At 37.6% G+C, this 16,281-nt stretch carries 10 protein-coding genes; 4 read left to right on the plus strand and 6 right to left on the minus strand.

Going from position 1 to position 16,281, the window contains the following annotated elements:
- The 3 genes from ABR854_RS07110 to ABR854_RS07120 all read left to right on the plus strand — a co-directional run bounded on the left by ABR854_RS07110 (position 1) and on the right by ABR854_RS07120 (position 6,974).
- Positions 1–2,373, plus strand: a complete 2,373-nt coding sequence (locus ABR854_RS07110) for an ABC transporter permease (RefSeq protein WP_350264695.1) — start codon at positions 1–3, stop codon at positions 2,371–2,373.
- Between the two features lie 129 nt (positions 2,374–2,502).
- A complete protein-coding gene (locus ABR854_RS07115; RefSeq protein WP_350264696.1) occupies positions 2,503–4,917 on the plus strand; it encodes an ABC transporter permease in 2,415 nt (804 codons plus the stop codon).
- A 284-nt stretch (positions 4,918–5,201) separates the two neighbouring features.
- Positions 5,202–6,974 carry a patatin-like phospholipase family protein gene (locus tag ABR854_RS07120; RefSeq protein ID WP_350264697.1) on the plus strand — a complete coding sequence of 591 codons (1,773 nt, stop codon included), beginning with the start codon at positions 5,202–5,204 and terminating at the stop codon, positions 6,972–6,974.
- Between the two features lie 65 nt (positions 6,975–7,039).
- On the opposite strand, the gene ABR854_RS07125 is transcribed toward ABR854_RS07120, so the two are convergent.
- The gene (locus tag ABR854_RS07125) at positions 7,040–7,588 is read right to left on the minus strand and encodes a fasciclin domain-containing protein (protein ID WP_350264698.1); all 549 of its coding nucleotides are present in this window, start codon (positions 7,586–7,588) and stop codon (positions 7,040–7,042) included.
- Between the two features lie 357 nt (positions 7,589–7,945).
- Between ABR854_RS07125 and yiaK the strand changes: the two genes are divergently transcribed.
- Positions 7,946–8,965: a 3-dehydro-L-gulonate 2-dehydrogenase gene (gene yiaK, locus ABR854_RS07130; protein ID WP_350264699.1), complete on the plus strand. Its 1,020-nt coding sequence runs from the start codon at positions 7,946–7,948 to the stop codon at positions 8,963–8,965.
- Positions 8,966–9,109: 144 nt separating this feature from the next.
- Here yiaK and ABR854_RS07135 read toward each other — a convergent pair whose 3' ends face one another.
- The 5 genes from ABR854_RS07135 to ABR854_RS07155 all read right to left on the minus strand — a co-directional run bounded on the left by ABR854_RS07135 (position 9,110) and on the right by ABR854_RS07155 (position 16,214).
- Positions 9,110–10,372, minus strand: coding sequence for a ferritin family protein (locus ABR854_RS07135; RefSeq protein WP_350264700.1), 1,263 nt, complete (start codon positions 10,370–10,372; stop codon positions 9,110–9,112).
- Between the two features lie 217 nt (positions 10,373–10,589).
- Positions 10,590–11,546, minus strand: coding sequence for an NAD(P)/FAD-dependent oxidoreductase (locus ABR854_RS07140; RefSeq protein WP_350264701.1), 957 nt, complete (start codon positions 11,544–11,546; stop codon positions 10,590–10,592).
- A 65-nt stretch (positions 11,547–11,611) separates the two neighbouring features.
- Entirely contained in the window at positions 11,612–12,202 is a 591-nt protein-coding gene (locus tag ABR854_RS07145) for a phosphatase PAP2 family protein (RefSeq protein WP_350264702.1), read from the minus strand.
- Positions 12,203–12,251: 49 nt separating this feature from the next.
- On the minus strand, positions 12,252–12,797 hold the full coding sequence (locus ABR854_RS07150; protein WP_350264703.1) for an acyl-CoA thioesterase: 546 nt from the start codon (positions 12,795–12,797) through the stop codon (positions 12,252–12,254).
- A gap of 375 nt (positions 12,798–13,172) precedes the next feature.
- The gene (locus ABR854_RS07155; RefSeq protein WP_350264704.1) at positions 13,173–16,214 is read right to left on the minus strand and encodes a phage tail-like protein; all 3,042 of its coding nucleotides are present in this window, start codon (positions 16,212–16,214) and stop codon (positions 13,173–13,175) included.
- Positions 16,215–16,281: the final 67 nt, after the last annotated feature.

The raw sequence follows: 16,281 nt of genomic DNA on the forward strand, positions 1-16,281 counted from the left end.
ATGATACGCAATTACTTAAAAATAGCATTCAGAAATCTCTGGAAAAACAAGCTTTTTTCATTCATTAACATCATGGGTTTGGGCTTGGCTATTCCATTTGCCCTCATGGCTTTGATGCAACTGCAAGGCTCGTTTGAGTTTGATAATTTCCACCCAAATTCTGATAAAATTTACAGAATCATTACCGACGAAAAAAGCAATGAAAATGGTGTGTCGCATTATGCTTCATCGCCTTATCTGTTGGCCGATAATTTGCGGAATAATTATACTTCGGTCGAAAAAGCCACCAAAGTTGTGCGTCAGTTTGGCTGGGAGTTAAACAATCGACTGAAGAATATTCATGTAAACACGATTTATGTTGAACCAACTTTTTTTGAAATATTTGGTTTTCGTTTGGCCAAAGGTTCTATTCCTACCGATCCTAATAGCTTGATTTTGAGCCAAGAAACTGCCCAAAAGTTTTTTAATGATTCCAATCCAATCGGACAATTCTTGACACACCCAACCTATGGTTCTTTTAAAATTACAGGGGTTTTAATGCCATTCAAGAGAGGTACGCAGTTTCGTAGTGATGTGATGGTATCAATGGCTACTTTCGAAAAATTCAACGCCGACCAACTAAAACCAAGTTCATGGGCAAAATTAGAAACTCATACATTTGTCAAATTGGCCTCGAATGCTCAACCACAAGCCTTAGATTTGGCTTTGGTAGAAATCTCGAAGAAAACTAATACTTTTCTTTCAGCAGCCAAAAAGACCAATAGTTTCCGTAAGCAAGCCTTGGCCGATATTTCGCCCAATACCGAAGACCTCCGCTATAATCCATATGTAGAAGATTTACAGGATATTTACTTCAATTTTAGTATTCCGTTTATGATTTTGCTTTTGGCGGGTTTCAATTATACCAATCTTACGTTGGCAAGGTCGTTGAGCCGCTCGAAAGAAGTGGGCGTGCGTAAAGTTATGGGAGCTTTACGAAGCCAATTAATACTTCAATTTATTGCCGAAGCAATCCTGATTGCCTTTTTCTCACTCTTAGTTGGGGTTGTAATTTTACAAATCCTGAAATCATCTATTCATATCAGTTGGGTAACTTGGGAAGTAGAAAATCAAACGCTCATTTGGTGTATTTTTATTGCCTTTACGCTCTTTGTGGGCGTTTTGGCAGGCAGTTTACCAGCATGGATTTTATCAAGTTTTCAGCCTGTAAAAGTGCTTAAAGGCAACATTTTGCCAGCAACATTTGGCAAAATAGGCTTTCGTAAAGTATTGATAGTCATACAGTTTGTGGTTTCGTTGGGTTTTATCTTTTTCATGGGGCATTTCTACAATCAGTTTAAGTATATGGCTACCGAAAATGATAATTTTAATCGAAAAGGCATTTTTAATATTTCACTTGCCGATAAAAACTATGCCTTGTTGGTAGATGAAATTTCGGCCAATAAAAATGTCGAAAAAATAGGAATGGTTTCTGTGCCTTTTGGCGGAATCTCGACCGAATATGCCATCAAATCAAAACCCAAAGACGAAAATATAGCTTCGTATTATTATGCTGCCGATGCCAATTTTATTGACAATATGCAGCTAACGATTTTGGCAGGAAACAATTTACCAGTTTCTAAGTCCGACTCGGCTACAAACTTTGTTTTGCTCAATGAGCGTGCCGTCGAAAGGCTGCGTTTAGGTACAGGTACACCACAAGAGGCCATTGGCAAAGCTGTTTTTTTGAATAATTCGGCTACGGCATCGCAAATTGTGGGGGTTGTCAAAGATTTTTGCCATTTCAATTATCAATTTGAAAAACAACCTGTAGTTTTTCAATATAATCCTGCTCAGTTTGCTGTAATGGCAATCCGAACAAATGCTCAGGCCTCCAAAGAAACATTTCTGACCGAAATGCAAAGGATTTGGAAGAAACACTATCCTTATCAGCAAATGGGCTATTCGTGGTTTGAACAAGAACTCTACGAGCGTTATTACCCCGCCGAAGATATGAAAATGATGGGCATGGCAGCACTTGTAATCATCGTAATTGCCGTCATGGGCTTATTGGGAATGGTTACGTATAGCACCGAAAAACGTATCAAAGAAATCGGAATTCGTAAGGTAATGGGGGCATCGGTTTGGGAAATTGTGAAAATTTTGTCGTGGAGTTTTATGAAATTGCTCATTTGGGCGGGCATTATTGCCATTCCAATTGGCCTTGCCGAAAGCTGGGCTTTGGATAAATTATTTACTTATTACGCAGGTCTGAATGCGGGTCTGATGGGCGTATTTTTTATTTCGATATTGGCTATTGCTACCTTCACCATTGGCTATTACGCCATGCGAGCAGCCAGTTTGAATCCTGTGAAGAGTTTGAGGGCAGAGTAAAGTTTGATGATTAATTATTGCGAATTTTTGTTACAGCCATTGCCCCCAAAATGTTAAAAATGGTTAAACAAAACAGTAGTTTCACGATAACACCGTAAATTAATATTTTCATTCTAATACGCTACGAAAATGTTAAGAAACTACCTAAAAATAGCTTGGCGTAACCTCGCCAAACGCAAGTTTTACTCAGCAATAACCATCTTTGGCCTATCGGTTGGAATCACCTTTGCATTGCTCATTGGTAGCTATGTTTGGGGCGAATTGAACGTCAATTCCACTTTGAAAAATGTAGAAAACCAATACATGATTCAGAGTAAGTGGAAGAAAGAAAACATGGGAGTTGAGATTGCTACGTTGGGAGCTTTGGGGCAAGCAATGAAAGAAAATTACCCCAACTTGGTGGCTAACTTTTACCGATTCGATGGCGTTACGACGGTTGTCTCGAAAGGCGATAAAGTTTTCCGTGAAAGTGTTCAGTTGGGCGATTCTACGATGCTGGATATGTACGGTTTCGCTCTCTTGCATGGCGATTCTCGCACGGCTCTCAAACAACCTAATTCGATGGTTATTTCCTCTGAACAAGCCATCAAATTCTTCGGAAATCTTGATGTCGTGGGTAATTCGCTCACGGTTGAATCATTTTCTGGAAGTAAACAAGAATTTATGATTACGGGCGTTTTGGACAAATTACGCCATAATTCGATAACAAATCTTACAAATTCGGGCAAAGAACAACCAATTTTGATGTCGTTCAACAACGCCAACTTCTTCGGTCGAACGCAGTATAATTCTTGGAATAATCCTTACATTGTCAATTATCTCGAACTTCAAAAAGGTGTTCGGAAAGAAGATTTAGAAAAGCCTTTGGCCAAATTGATTGCTGCCAACGTGCCAAGCGAAATCAGCGAAAATCTGACTGTTTATTTAGTTCCACTCAAAGATGTATATCGAGAAGCCAACAACGGAGTCGTAAAGAAAACCATCTGTACGCTTTCGCTCGTGGGTTTGTTTATATTGCTGATGTCGATTGTTAATTTTGTGAATATTTCTATCGGAGCATCTTCTTCCCGACTCAAAGAAATTGGTGTCCGAAAAATGCTTGGTAGCAGCAAACAGCAAGTTTTACGTCAGTTTTTGGCCGAATCAATCATTATTTCGGTTTTCAGCCTATTTATTTCGCTGATTTTCTACCAAATTCTACGCACTTCCTTTGAAAAAATCTTACAAAAAGAAATCATTTCGATAGTTGCCGCACCTCCGATTTTCTTCTTTGCTGCATTCGTGTTGGCTCTCATAATTGGTTTATTATCAGGAGCATATCCTGCTTTTGTGTTGGCTACTTTACCCTCAGTCGATTCGATGAAAGGTAAGCTAAAATCAGTCAAAGAAAATGTTTTTTTTCGCCGAATGCTCATTGTTTCTCAGTTTGCGGTGGCACTTTTTGTGTTTGGTGGAGCGGCCGTGATTTCAAAGCAAGTCAATTACTTTTTCGATAAAGATTTAGGTTATAACAAAGCCTCCGTTTTTTCGATAAAAGTTCCACGAGATTGGTCGCCAGCGGGCGTCGAAAAAATGGAAACTATTCGCAACGAAATGGCAAAGCTGAAAGAAGTAAGACAAGTGAGTTTATCGTATATTATCCCCGATGGTTCGTTTGGCTTTAGTAGCGGCATCTACAAAATGGGACAAGACTCTACCCTCGCAGTATATACGCCCACGCTCGTAACCGACGAAAAATATGCCGAAACTTACCAAATTCCGCAGCTCGAAGGCCAGTTCTTTCAAGCAAAAAATAGCAATTTTCAGCCAAATCAGATAGTTTTGAATGAAGAAGCCGCAAAATCTTTGGGTTTCAAAACACCAGCCAATGCTTTAGGACAAAAGATTAGAATGCACTCTTCGCCAGTTGTTTTTACGATTGCTGGTATCTGCAAAAACTTTCATTTCGAGTCGATGCACAAAACCATTGGACCGATAGCTTTCATGCACGTGCGAGACAATAATTTTTATCGTTATTTATCCTTCAAAATCCAAACACAAAATTTGAGCGAATCAATGACCGCCATCGAGTCGAAATGGCGACAACTCATGCCTAATGCTCCTTTTGAATACACTTTTGTTGATGATACACTTCAGACTTTGTACAAGTCCGAAATTCAGCTTAAACAAGCCTCACGAGTAGCCACTGTGCTATCAATCATCATCGTTTTACTCGGAATTTTGGGTGTGGTTTCACTCAATATCGTAAAGCGAACCAAAGAATTAAGCATTAGAAAAGTGCTTGGTGCATCGAGTTGGAGTATTATGCTTTTGTTTATGAAAGAATTTTTGGTTTTGATGCTCATAGCGGTTGCTATTTCATTACCGTTTACGCTCATAGGTATGCAAAAATGGTTAGAAAACTACTCGTATCGAGTTGATATTACGTGGTTTACGTTTGCTATGGTTGGGCTTTTGTTTATGATTGTAGTTTTATTTTTAGTAGGTTTTCAAACCCTAAAAGCCGCTTTGATGAACCCTGTGAAGAGTTTGAAGGTGGAGTAAATTGATTTGGGTATTAGCCAAAATTTTAGTGTAGAATTGGTTTGCAATAATTTTATTGCGAATCAATTCTTTTTCTTTTCTCTTAATATTGAATGATTAATAAAATCTTAAGCTGCGAAATGTCATGAAATACAATAAAAATAGTTCTAAAAAAGCTCTTTTTACAACTTATAACTGAATAAGAATAAGCAAAAGTTTTTTGATAATCTTATCCTAAATTTAACTTTCTTCCCTCGGATTTATCTCCTTTTTTCGGTATATTTGGGATATAGAACTCTACTTTTATGCCATCAAAATCTGAAAAAAATCTTCAATCTTACCCTCAAAATCCTTTCGATGAAATAGCTTTAGCCTTTTCGGGTGGAGGTTTTAGAGCTGCTGCTTTTGCTTTAGGAACTATGATGTACCTGAACCGTTTAGTGTTTAAAGAAAAGTCATTGCTTCAACGTACTAAATTTATGGCTTCGGCATCGGGTGGTACTATTGCAGTAGTTGTTTATTTATTGTCGTTGCACCGAAAAGAAGATTTCACGCAATTCCGAAAGACCTTACTGGCATTTATGGATGGAGAAAAACTCTTAGAAGATGCCATAAAGATTTTATCGGATGAGCAGTGCTGGTTGAATGAAACAAAAGAACAGAATTTTATTAATGCTTTCGCAAAAGTTTATGATGAAAAACTACTTCGATTGAAGTGGGAGAATATCTGGGATTTATCAAAAAATACACATATAAAAGAGGTTTGTATCAATACCACTGACTTTCAGAGTGGTCATAGTTTTCGATTTCAGACTTCAGAAAAAAACACCAAAAATATCATTGGCAATAGTTATGTGAATATTGCCAATACTGAAGAAGTGCGACAGCTTCGAGTTGGAGATTTGTTGGCTGCTTCATCGTGCTTTCCGATTGGTTTTGAGCCGATGGTTTTTCCAAACGATTTTGCCAGTGATGACACAATGAAACAAAAACTGGAAGAAAGTATCATTTTTAAAACTGCCAATGGAACAAATGTGCAAGGCTCGGCTTTCGGTTTAATGGATGGCGGAATTACTGATAATCAAGGCATTGAGAGTATGATGCTGGCTTATAATAGAAGAAGTAACAAAACCGCCCAAAAGAAAGGACTCAAGCCTTTTGATCTGATGATTGTGGCTGATGTTTCCAACCGAATAATTGCATCATATAACACCAAGGTTTCTAAAATTGATTTCAATAAAAGTATCAATGACTATCATCAAAAAGCCAAACGTTTGCTACCATTGGGAATTGCATTATTTGTGGTATCGTTAATTGCTTATTTCGGTACTGACGCTATTAGTCTTGTAAGTTCGCCAAACGAAACCTTGACCAATTTCGCCAAGTTTACAAAGCCTCTCGGTTATTTATTATTTTTACCAGCCATTGCATTGATAGCAGGAGGGAAGTTCTATAAAAAGAAGATAGCTGAATTAATCGAAAAAATCAAAATTGAAACCAGCGAAACACAAAGCCTTAATTGGGATATTCTTTCACGGTATGGCAGCTTTTTAACATCAATCAAAATATCTGTTTTGTCAAAGCTACTTTATAGCCGTATTTCATCTACCGCTACAATGGCCAGCGAGGTTTTCCTGAAAAAAATCCGAAGAGCCATTTTTGAAAAATTTTATGAGTGTGCGGATTATGATTTTCGTCGGGTATCCAATCTGATTTATACTTTAAGTAAAGGTTATCAAAGTTCGGTAGAGAAAGAAGATGAGAACAAAGCAATGGATGATATGACTCAACTTTTACCGAGTATAAAAATGATGGATGTGGCCGAAAATGCACGTACGACAGGTACAACACTTTGGTTTTCGAAGGATGATATTCAAAAGGATAGATTAAAGGATATTATTGCTACTGCTCAGTTTACGCTTTGTAATGCACTGGCGAGCTATTTTAAGGAATTGGAGAAAGAACCTAAGTTTAAGGAATTAGCAGATAAAGACGAATTACTGAAATTGAAAAAACAAATACTGACCGATTGGGAAGAATTTAAACAAAATCCTTATTATCTGCACGAAATGCTATAAAAACTAAAAAAGCCAATCATGCAGTTTTGCATAATTGGCTTTTTCATTAACGACTCATAACCAAATTATTTTGGCAAAACAACTGTGTCAATTACGTGAATAACACCGTTGCTTTGATTTACGTCAGCAATTGTTACAGTTGACATTCCACCTTTTTCGTCAGTCAAAACTAAACTTTTGCCTTTCATCATTGCCTTCAATGTACCACCTTGCACGGTTGTCAAAGTAGCTGTTCCGTTACCAGCTTTGATTTTAGCTGCAATATCCGAAGCATTCAATTTTCCTGCTACTACGTGGTAAGTTAAAATTGCTGTCAAAGTTGCTTTGTTTTCTGGTTTTACTAAAGTTTCAACCGTTCCAGCTGGCAATTTACCAAAAGCTGCGTTGGTTGGAGCAAATACCGTGAATGGTCCTGCACTTTGAAGTGTTTCTACCAAACCTGCTGCTTTTACTGCTGCTACAAGCGTTGTGTGGTCTTTTGAATTTACTGCATTTTCAACAATGTTTTTTGATGGATACATAGGTGCTCCACCTACTGTTACAGTTTTTTCTTTTTGTGCGAATGTACTTAATGAGATAAGTGCTGAAACGAATACTAATGCTAATTTTTTCATTGGATTTGTGTTGCGGAACGCCGCATCGCTTTAATGTTAATTGTTTAAGTTTTACATTTGTTATTTGTTGACTTAACTAACGAGATAAAATTAGAGCTGGATTTATTTTTTGAAAAATAATTTATAAATTGCTAATTATCAGTTTGTTAAATCTTTAAAGTGTAAGCCTTAGTGATTATTTCAAATCAATTGTCTTACATTAATAGAATACTTTGTTTAATGTTTTTGTTTTAAAATTAAACAAATAAAATTTTGTAAGCTGATGGCATTGTATATTTATTTGGTTTTTGGGATATAGATAATACCCGTTTTTTACTACATTGCAAAGCCTTTTATTCTAACCAAACCCTAAAAATTATGACAGCCGAAAGCAATACTTTGGTCATTTCAAAAGCAGTAATGCAGTCAACCTTTGAGCGTATTTTATTAAGTAATGGTTTAAGTGAAGCCAAAGCAAAAACTTGTGCAGAAATCTTTACAATCAATAGCCTTGATGGTATTTATACGCATGGAGTTAATCGTTTCCCAAGGTTTGTGAAATACCTAAAAGGTGGCTTCGTGAAACCCGATGCAGAGCCAAGCTTAGTGTCGAAATTTGGGGGAATTGAGCAGTGGGATGGAAATCTCGGCCCCGGCCCTCTAAATGCGATTCATGCAACTGAAGCTGCCATGAGATTGGCCAAAGAACACGGAATTGGTTGTGTAGGTTTATCAAATACAAATCACTGGATGCGTGGCGGTACTTACGGTTGGCAAGCTGCCAAAGCAGGTTTTGTATTTATTGGTTGGACAAACACCATAGCTAATATGCCAGCTTGGGGAGCAACTGATGCCAAGCTGGGCAATAATCCTTTGGTGATGGCTTTACCCTACGAAAACGAAGCCATAGTGCTGGATATGGCTATGTCGCAGTATTCGTTTGGTGCAATGGAATTGGCTGCTATGAAGGGTGAAAAATTATCAGTTGCTGGTGGATATGATAGCGAAGGAAATATCTCAGATGATCCCAATGCGATTCTGAAATCTTGGCGTTCGTTGCCAGTTGGTTATTGGAAAGGAGCGGGGCTTTCGCTTTTGCTTGATATTCTGTCTGTTGTGTTGTCGGGTGGACTTTCTACGTACGAAATTAGCCAAGAAGAAGTAGAATACCGACTTTCGCAAGTTTATATCGCCATTGATGTCTCAAAACTGAATAATCATTCGTCTATTTCGGCAGCCGTAGAACGAATCATTGAAGATTATCATCAATCAAAACCAATAAATGATTCTAAGAAAATTACCTTCCCAGGCGAGCGAGTTCTGAATACCCGAGAAAAAAATACAGCTAACGGAATCCCAGTTTTGAAAAATGTTTGGGAAGAAATTTTATCGTTGTAAACGTCCTCTGTGAAACTTTGTGCGGGCGACAATCACTTTTCCTTACAATTGGTGCAGTTAAATTTTTGTATATCTAAATACTTGATTATGAGGGTGTTGTACTGCTGTGGCCTCGCCGACTATTGACCGTGGACTATTTATAAATCAGGTCTTTCTCTTTTTCTTTTTAGCTGAAGGAAAAAGCACATTGTTCAAAATAAGACGATACCCTGGCGAATGCGGAAAAAGGTTCAAGTCGGTGGGTGTTCGGTGAAAACCTCGACGACCTTCGGGGTCGTGACCACCATAAAATACCCACTGACCAAGCCCCAGTTCGCCATACATATAGCGGTTCGATTCTTTACTTTCTCCCATTACCAAAACGCTCGATTTGACCGTTTTTTTATTGAAAGCAGTCGTTTGCCCCATAAATTCACGAATCAAATGCTCGTGATTTTGTACAAGCATAGCAGGAATAAAATCCCATTTGGCAGAAAAATCAAATAAATTAAACCAAGTGTTATTTTCATCATCGAATCGACCATTGGAAGCATTTATATCAGAAAACGACATCGAATTATAGCCATATCCATCTCCATCGTTGAGGTAAAGCGTGAAATCTTCAAAGGCAAAAGTTTTATTAAAATCGAGTCGTTCTTGGGCGTTATTGTCAACATTATCACCATCGAAGCGGCTACTTACAATATCAACACCTTCGGCCGAAAGGGCGATGTCAAGCGTTTCTGCCCCCGAGCACATCGCAAACAAAAATCCACCACCCATACAATAGGCTTTGATGGTTTTAGCAACATCGAGTTTGAGTGCTGAAATTTTATTATACTTGAATCGTTGAGCAATTTCTTCTTGAGCCTTCATGTCTTTATAGCTCATTCGACGCATATTTCTGCCGAATTGCCCCGTAAAATCTTCATGATGTAAGTGAAGCCAATCATATTTATTGAGGTCGCCCCGCAAAATTTCTTCATCATAAACTACTTCAAAAGGAATTTCAGCGTATTTCAGCACTAACAAGACAGCATCGGTATCTTCAAACGATGAAAGACTAATTTTGGAAGGAGAATAAACCGCAATACGAGCCGCTTTGTGCAGCCGCATGATTTCCATATTTACATCAGGGTTCGAGATTTGTTGTTTGAGTGCTTGCACATCAGCATCAGAGATTATTTCAAACGAAACCCCACGAACAAGACATTCTTTTTGGGTATTTGACGTATAATTTATCAGAAAACTACCACCACGATAATTGAGTAACCAGTCGATTTCAGTATTGTTTTTTAGCGTCGTATAGGCTATTCCGTAGGCTTTTAGATGGTTAGTCTGGCTATCGTCCATCGGAATCAGGATAGCATTGGCGAAGCTTTGCCCAGCAAACAAGAGCAATAACAGAGGAAAAAATCTATTAGACATGGCTCAAGCGTTTTAAAGAATTTAATCAAATATACTGAAAAGAATTCTAAATGAAATACTTGCAGGAAATAAATTTATTCGCTTATAATCAGGTGATTAGAGAGAATAATTGGAGTTGCTTACATTTATTCGTGCCATGTACAGCATGACACGAAGAGCTCGCTATCATGGCACGCTATGCGTGTCATGGATAAATGATTAACGTAGAAAAAACGGCTCAAATAAAAAGACTTTGAGCGGCACTTTTCCCAGAAATATACGCACCTTCGATGTTGCCAATGCCAAAACCGTCACCCGCAAAAATCAAAGAGAATTTAGTAGAGTTTGAAGTTAAATAATTTTCTGCGTAACGTTCGGAAGCCAAACTGTATCGCCAACGATGTACCTGATAGCTTTCGACCGAATCGGCAGGAATTAAATCTACAATTTCGGAAAGGAGCTGATGCCCGATTTGGGTCAAATCATCATCAAAATGGGCTAAACTAAAAGCAGGGTTGGCATGAATAGTTGCCGAAAAGATCGGAGAAATTCCTTTCTGAAAATTATCAGCTACCCACGAAACATTACTATTTTCAAGGCTGATTCCACCTGGGCTTGGAATATTTGTTTGAGTTTTTAAATTGACCATTACCGCTAAACAAGGCTGATAATGAATACTTTGTAAAGCTTCAATCTCAGTAAATCCCATTTCACTTTTTTGTAATAGCTCAATAGCTTGTGGAGCAGGAGCTGTGCAAATCAAGGCATTGGCTTCATAGAAATTTCCTGTTTCGGTACTTACTTTACATCCGTTTTCGATTTCCGAAATACTAATTACTTTTTCATTTGTTTTAATATTTAGTCCTTCTGCCAAAAACTTTGGAATGGTATTCATTCCATTGATACCGATAACTCTTGCGTGCGAAAAAGTTTTATCACATTCTTGCAAATTCCATTCTTTAGCAATGTTTTTCTGAATAATATTTTGAGAAAATGCTTGAAAATTAGTAGTTTTGGTGGAAAAGTATTGAGTTCCGTGGTCAAAACGAGCTTCGCCTGCCCGGCGAGTTGCCATGCGTCCGCCCACGCCTCGTCCTTTGTCAAGGATGGTTACTTCCCAATTGTTTTTTATTAATTCGTGGGCGGCTGTGAGACCCGATAAACCCGCTCCGATGATGATACAAGACTTTTTCAATGAAATTTTGTCGTTAATGATTAAGCATTTTACTTAGTTTATTAACTACCAACCTGCCAAAAAGTTTATTTTTTTCTTTGTAACCAACGATTGGCTTTATAGCACAGCCAAGCAGAACCCGCACCGATGGCTGCTCCTGCCAAAACATCGCTCGGATAATGCACGCCTAAGTGCATGCGTGAGTAAGCAACTGCCCCTGCCCAAGTATAAGCTGGCACAGCAACATACCATTTTTTGAAAGTCAAACTCAGTGAAGTTGCCGTTGTAAAAGCCGCCGTAGTATGCCCCGATGGAAAAGCAGGGTCATCTTCGAGGTAATAAGGCTGAATTGAAGGATAAGTAATGTATGGACGGTCACGATTAATGATTTTTTTGAGAGTATAAGTAGTTCCCATCGAAATCGCCAGTGATGCCAATGAAGTTAGGCTTTGTCGTTGTAGGTTTTTATCTTTATTTATAAGTCCCGCACCCAACAAACTAATAGGTAGAGCAACGCTCAAAGGATAAACCGATTTACTGATGCCGTTGAGGGGTTTATCAAGGTTTTGGTTGCGGTTTTGATTGATATTTTTTAAAATGTAAATATCAGTATTTTGAGCAAAGATACTAAAATGTAAGAGAAAAAAAGTCAGTGAAATAGTAAGTGCTTTTATCATGATTTTGAAAACGAGTATCTTGGGTGATAAACAAGTGCTGGACGGATAATTATCTTACAATAACTCGCTCATTATCAAGTAAATGAAGGTTGTCTTCGAGGTGCAAACTTGATTTTTCGTTATCGAAATCATCTTTGTAGGCTTCTTTTAATTGTTTGCGTTTGATGGCTTCGAGACAGCGGCGAACATCGTCTTTGTCTTCGAGTTCGAGCATTGGTACTTCGGTTGGTTTACCGTTATCGTCTTTAGCCACCATCGTAAAGTATGAAGTGTTTGTATGTTTTTGTTCGCCAGTTTTTACATTTTCTGAAACCACTCTTATACCAATTACCATAGAGCTACGACCTACATAATTGACCGATGCATGAAGCGAAAGGAGTTCTCCAACTTCAATTGGTTGTAAGAAATTTACACCATCAACCGACACCGTAACGACATACGAACCAGCGTGTTTTGAGGCACAGGCATACGCCACTTTATCCAGGAGTGAAAGTAAGATCCCTCCGTGAATTTTACCACCAAAATTAGCGTAAGATGGAATCATTAATTCAGTGATTGTTGTGCGTGAATAAGAGATAGATTTTGACTTTAGCATTGATTTAAAAAATATTGTAGAACGTGCGGTAAAGATAGGAGAGTTTTAAAATAAAACAAAAACGCCACCGCAATCTTGTGCTGTGGCGTTTAAAATAAACCCTAACCCATAAAAATCAATGTTGTATAACTTGTACTTTTTATTTGTATTATTTTTATATTTATTTGGCAATCATTGTGCCATAAACCATTTTTAGAAATAAAAACTTTTTAAACCGATACATCTATATAGTCAACTAATTGTCAGTCAAATGATTATAAAAACAAATTTTGTATTGTGAAATATGATAATTTCGTGCCAAATTTTTCATTTTTTTATAAAAAAATGAAAAATTTGATGCTTGAGTTTATTCATAATTTATACAAAAGATGTTGACTATTTTTGTACTTTTTCAAGATTGTTTACTTTTGCTTCTAAAGCTTCAATTTGCTTATTGGCTTTAATCATATATAGCGTAAGCTCTTCGATTTTTTCTAATAACTTAGCACTTGTTTCAGTAACATCCATTCCACTTTTTACCATTTGTTCAGCTGATGGAACGTTTGGTAAGTGTTTATAATAATTAATGTGTTTTTCAACATCATGGAGTGACATTAATTTGTAACCATGCTCAAAAACATAGTCAGCCCAACGGTCAGAATTAGCAACAGCCACTCTCACTCTTTCTGTCAATATTCCACCTTTTACATATAATTGGAAATCACCCGGATAAGAGTTAATACCTGTACCGATGACTACTTTTCCATTATTGGCGTTGTGCAGACGGCCGTCAGTAATTGTCCAACCAGCACCAGTATTATTATTCCCACCACTTGTCACACCATCATTAACTAAAATTACGTTTCCGTTATCATCAACCGAAAGTACTTTGCCATATCTATTTCCAGCTACTGAGGACGCATTTAGTTTAGTAAATTGAAGACCACTTGTACCTTCGTTATTGGCAGTAATCACAACTCCTTGGGTGTTATTATTGAATATTGCCCCGCCAGCATTAGTTTTCCAAAGTTCACTTGTTGGAGTTGTGCCGCCATTAGTAGTTGGTGTATTAACCAAAATTACGTTTCCGCTTTCATCAACCGATAATACCTTTTGAGTTATTATGGTCGGTGTATTATTACTACTCAGCTTGGGTAAAGTTAGGGCATTGATTGATACAGTACCAGTATTGGCATTATTGATATTATCACCTGTTACCGTCCAAGGAGAAGGTGTGTTAATGATAGTTCCAGCAACACCTACAGAATCTCTTACTAAAATTACGTTGCCGTTTTCATCAATTGAGAGTACTTTACCTGATGGCTTCGAAGCAGGAAAAGATAGTTTTAATTGGTTGAATACCAGTCCACTACGGTTAGTTAAAGAGCCATTAGTAACCAAGTTTCCTGATTCAATAGTGATGCCACTTTTTACAGATAAACCGTTATTGATATAAGCTTTGCCGAGGTTTGAGTTAACAATGTCATTTCCGCTGATTGTCCAAGGGGAAGATGCATTAACGATTGTCCCAGCAACACCCACCGAGTCACGTACTAAAATTACGTTTCCGTTATCATCAACCGAAAGCACCTTTCCGTAGCCTTTTGCTGCTGGATTTGAAGCCTTCAATTGAGTGAATTGTAATCCACTTTTATTTTCTGTGGCACTATTTAATTCGAGTGTACCCGATTGTAAGCTGAAGCCATTTTTTACCCACAAACCATTATTTACATACACTCCACCAGTATTTTTATTAGTAAGATTATTGGCGTCTAAATTCCAGTCTGAAGTAGGATTTGCAATGGTACTTGACGGAACATTTGCTAAAATTACGTTTCCTGCATTATCAACAGTAAGGAATTTTTGTGCCGAAATAGTCACAGTATTATTGCTACTCAACTTCGATAAAATCAAGCTATTATTTATATAAACTGCTCCTAAATTGCTATTTGCTATATTATTTCCATTGACATTCCATGGTGATGGACTTACAGGAATGTTGTTTGCGGCGGCTACTGAATCTCTTACTAAAATTAAATTTCCGTTATCGTCAACCGTCAATACTTTTCCATAAGAGCGAAATGCAGTATTTGAGGCTCTAATATTGCTCAATTGTATCGGACCATTTAATATTACTCTTCCTGAGTTGGTGTTTGATAGGGTAGTTCCATTTAATCCCCAAAATGCAGGAGACGAAGTACCAACTGAATCACGAGCTAAAACAATCAACCCATTATCATCAACTGTCAACACTTTTCCATTTGACTTAACTGCTGGCGAAATTGTACGGAGACTTTTGAAACGTAAATTGCCTACTATTACATCACCAGAATTATTATTTTCGATTGAACTTCCTTTCAACGACCAGTAATTTGGTACTGATACAGGTATATTTGAACTTGTTCCAACTGAATCTTTTACTAAAATAACACGCCCTTTACTATCGACTGATAATACTCTCAGATTTGATTGCTCGGTCGGCGAATTACTGTTAAGTTGTTTAAATTCTAAACCGCTGATATTTAGTGATTTACTATCAATTGAAAAGGCACTTTCTGGGCTTTGAGTATTGATACCCACATAGCCTTTTTCAAAATCTCCATAAATGAGCGGAACATCTTTGATATTATTATCAATGTATAGCTTATTGTCGCCAACTTCATTGACCCCAGCTTTGTGGCCAATAAAAATGTTTCCATCTCCTTTAGAGCGTTGTCCTGCCTGTGTTCCGATACCAATATTCTGAGAACCTGTTATATTACTATACAGGGCATTGGCCCCCAAAGCTATGTTATCACTACCTGTTTGACTATTAAGTAATGACTGATAACCTATGGCAACATTGTTAAGACCTAAATTTGAATCGTGCAAAGCATAAGCACCGATGGCAATCGAATTGAAGCCATGACTACGATAACCAGCTCTATAACCTAAGTAAGTATTACCAAAACGATAATCAATCAAACCTGAGCGGTAATTGTTTACCTTGAATACCAACGATGTAGTATCTAAGGTACCAAGAAAGTTGAAGTCAGAATTTAACCCACTGTTTCCACCTAAATTCCAACTATTTTCACTCGTTTTAACTGAACTACCAGTTGGTTCAGATGTGATGGCTGCACCATCGGTATTACGAGCATAAAGTCCTTTCCATGAAGCTCCATCAAAGAAATAAAAGCCAGTGAAGAAATCAATCTGATAGACCATCAAACCCGTTGCTGGACTCTTGATGTTTGCTCTTTGAGCAAGAGTCATACGTGGAATTAGTAGACCTTTTGATGTAGAGGTTAGGTCTAATAGTGCTGAATTATCGGGTTTTGTAGTTCCGATTCCAACATTTTCGCTTTGTGCAATTGAGTTAAAGGCACTCAAAAGAAGTAAAATAAATACTCCGACTCTCAGACGGAGATTCTTGAAAGGTAAAGTTATTCCTGACATTTTTTAAAAGATTAAGTGTAAGTCTTTGGCTTACTCTTTGGGTTAAGCGGTGAATACATTACCGTTA

The sequence above is a fragment of the Emticicia sp. W12TSBA100-4 genome (assembly GCF_040253585.1).
In the GTDB taxonomy this organism is placed as follows: Bacteria; Bacteroidota; Bacteroidia; order Cytophagales; family Spirosomataceae; genus Emticicia.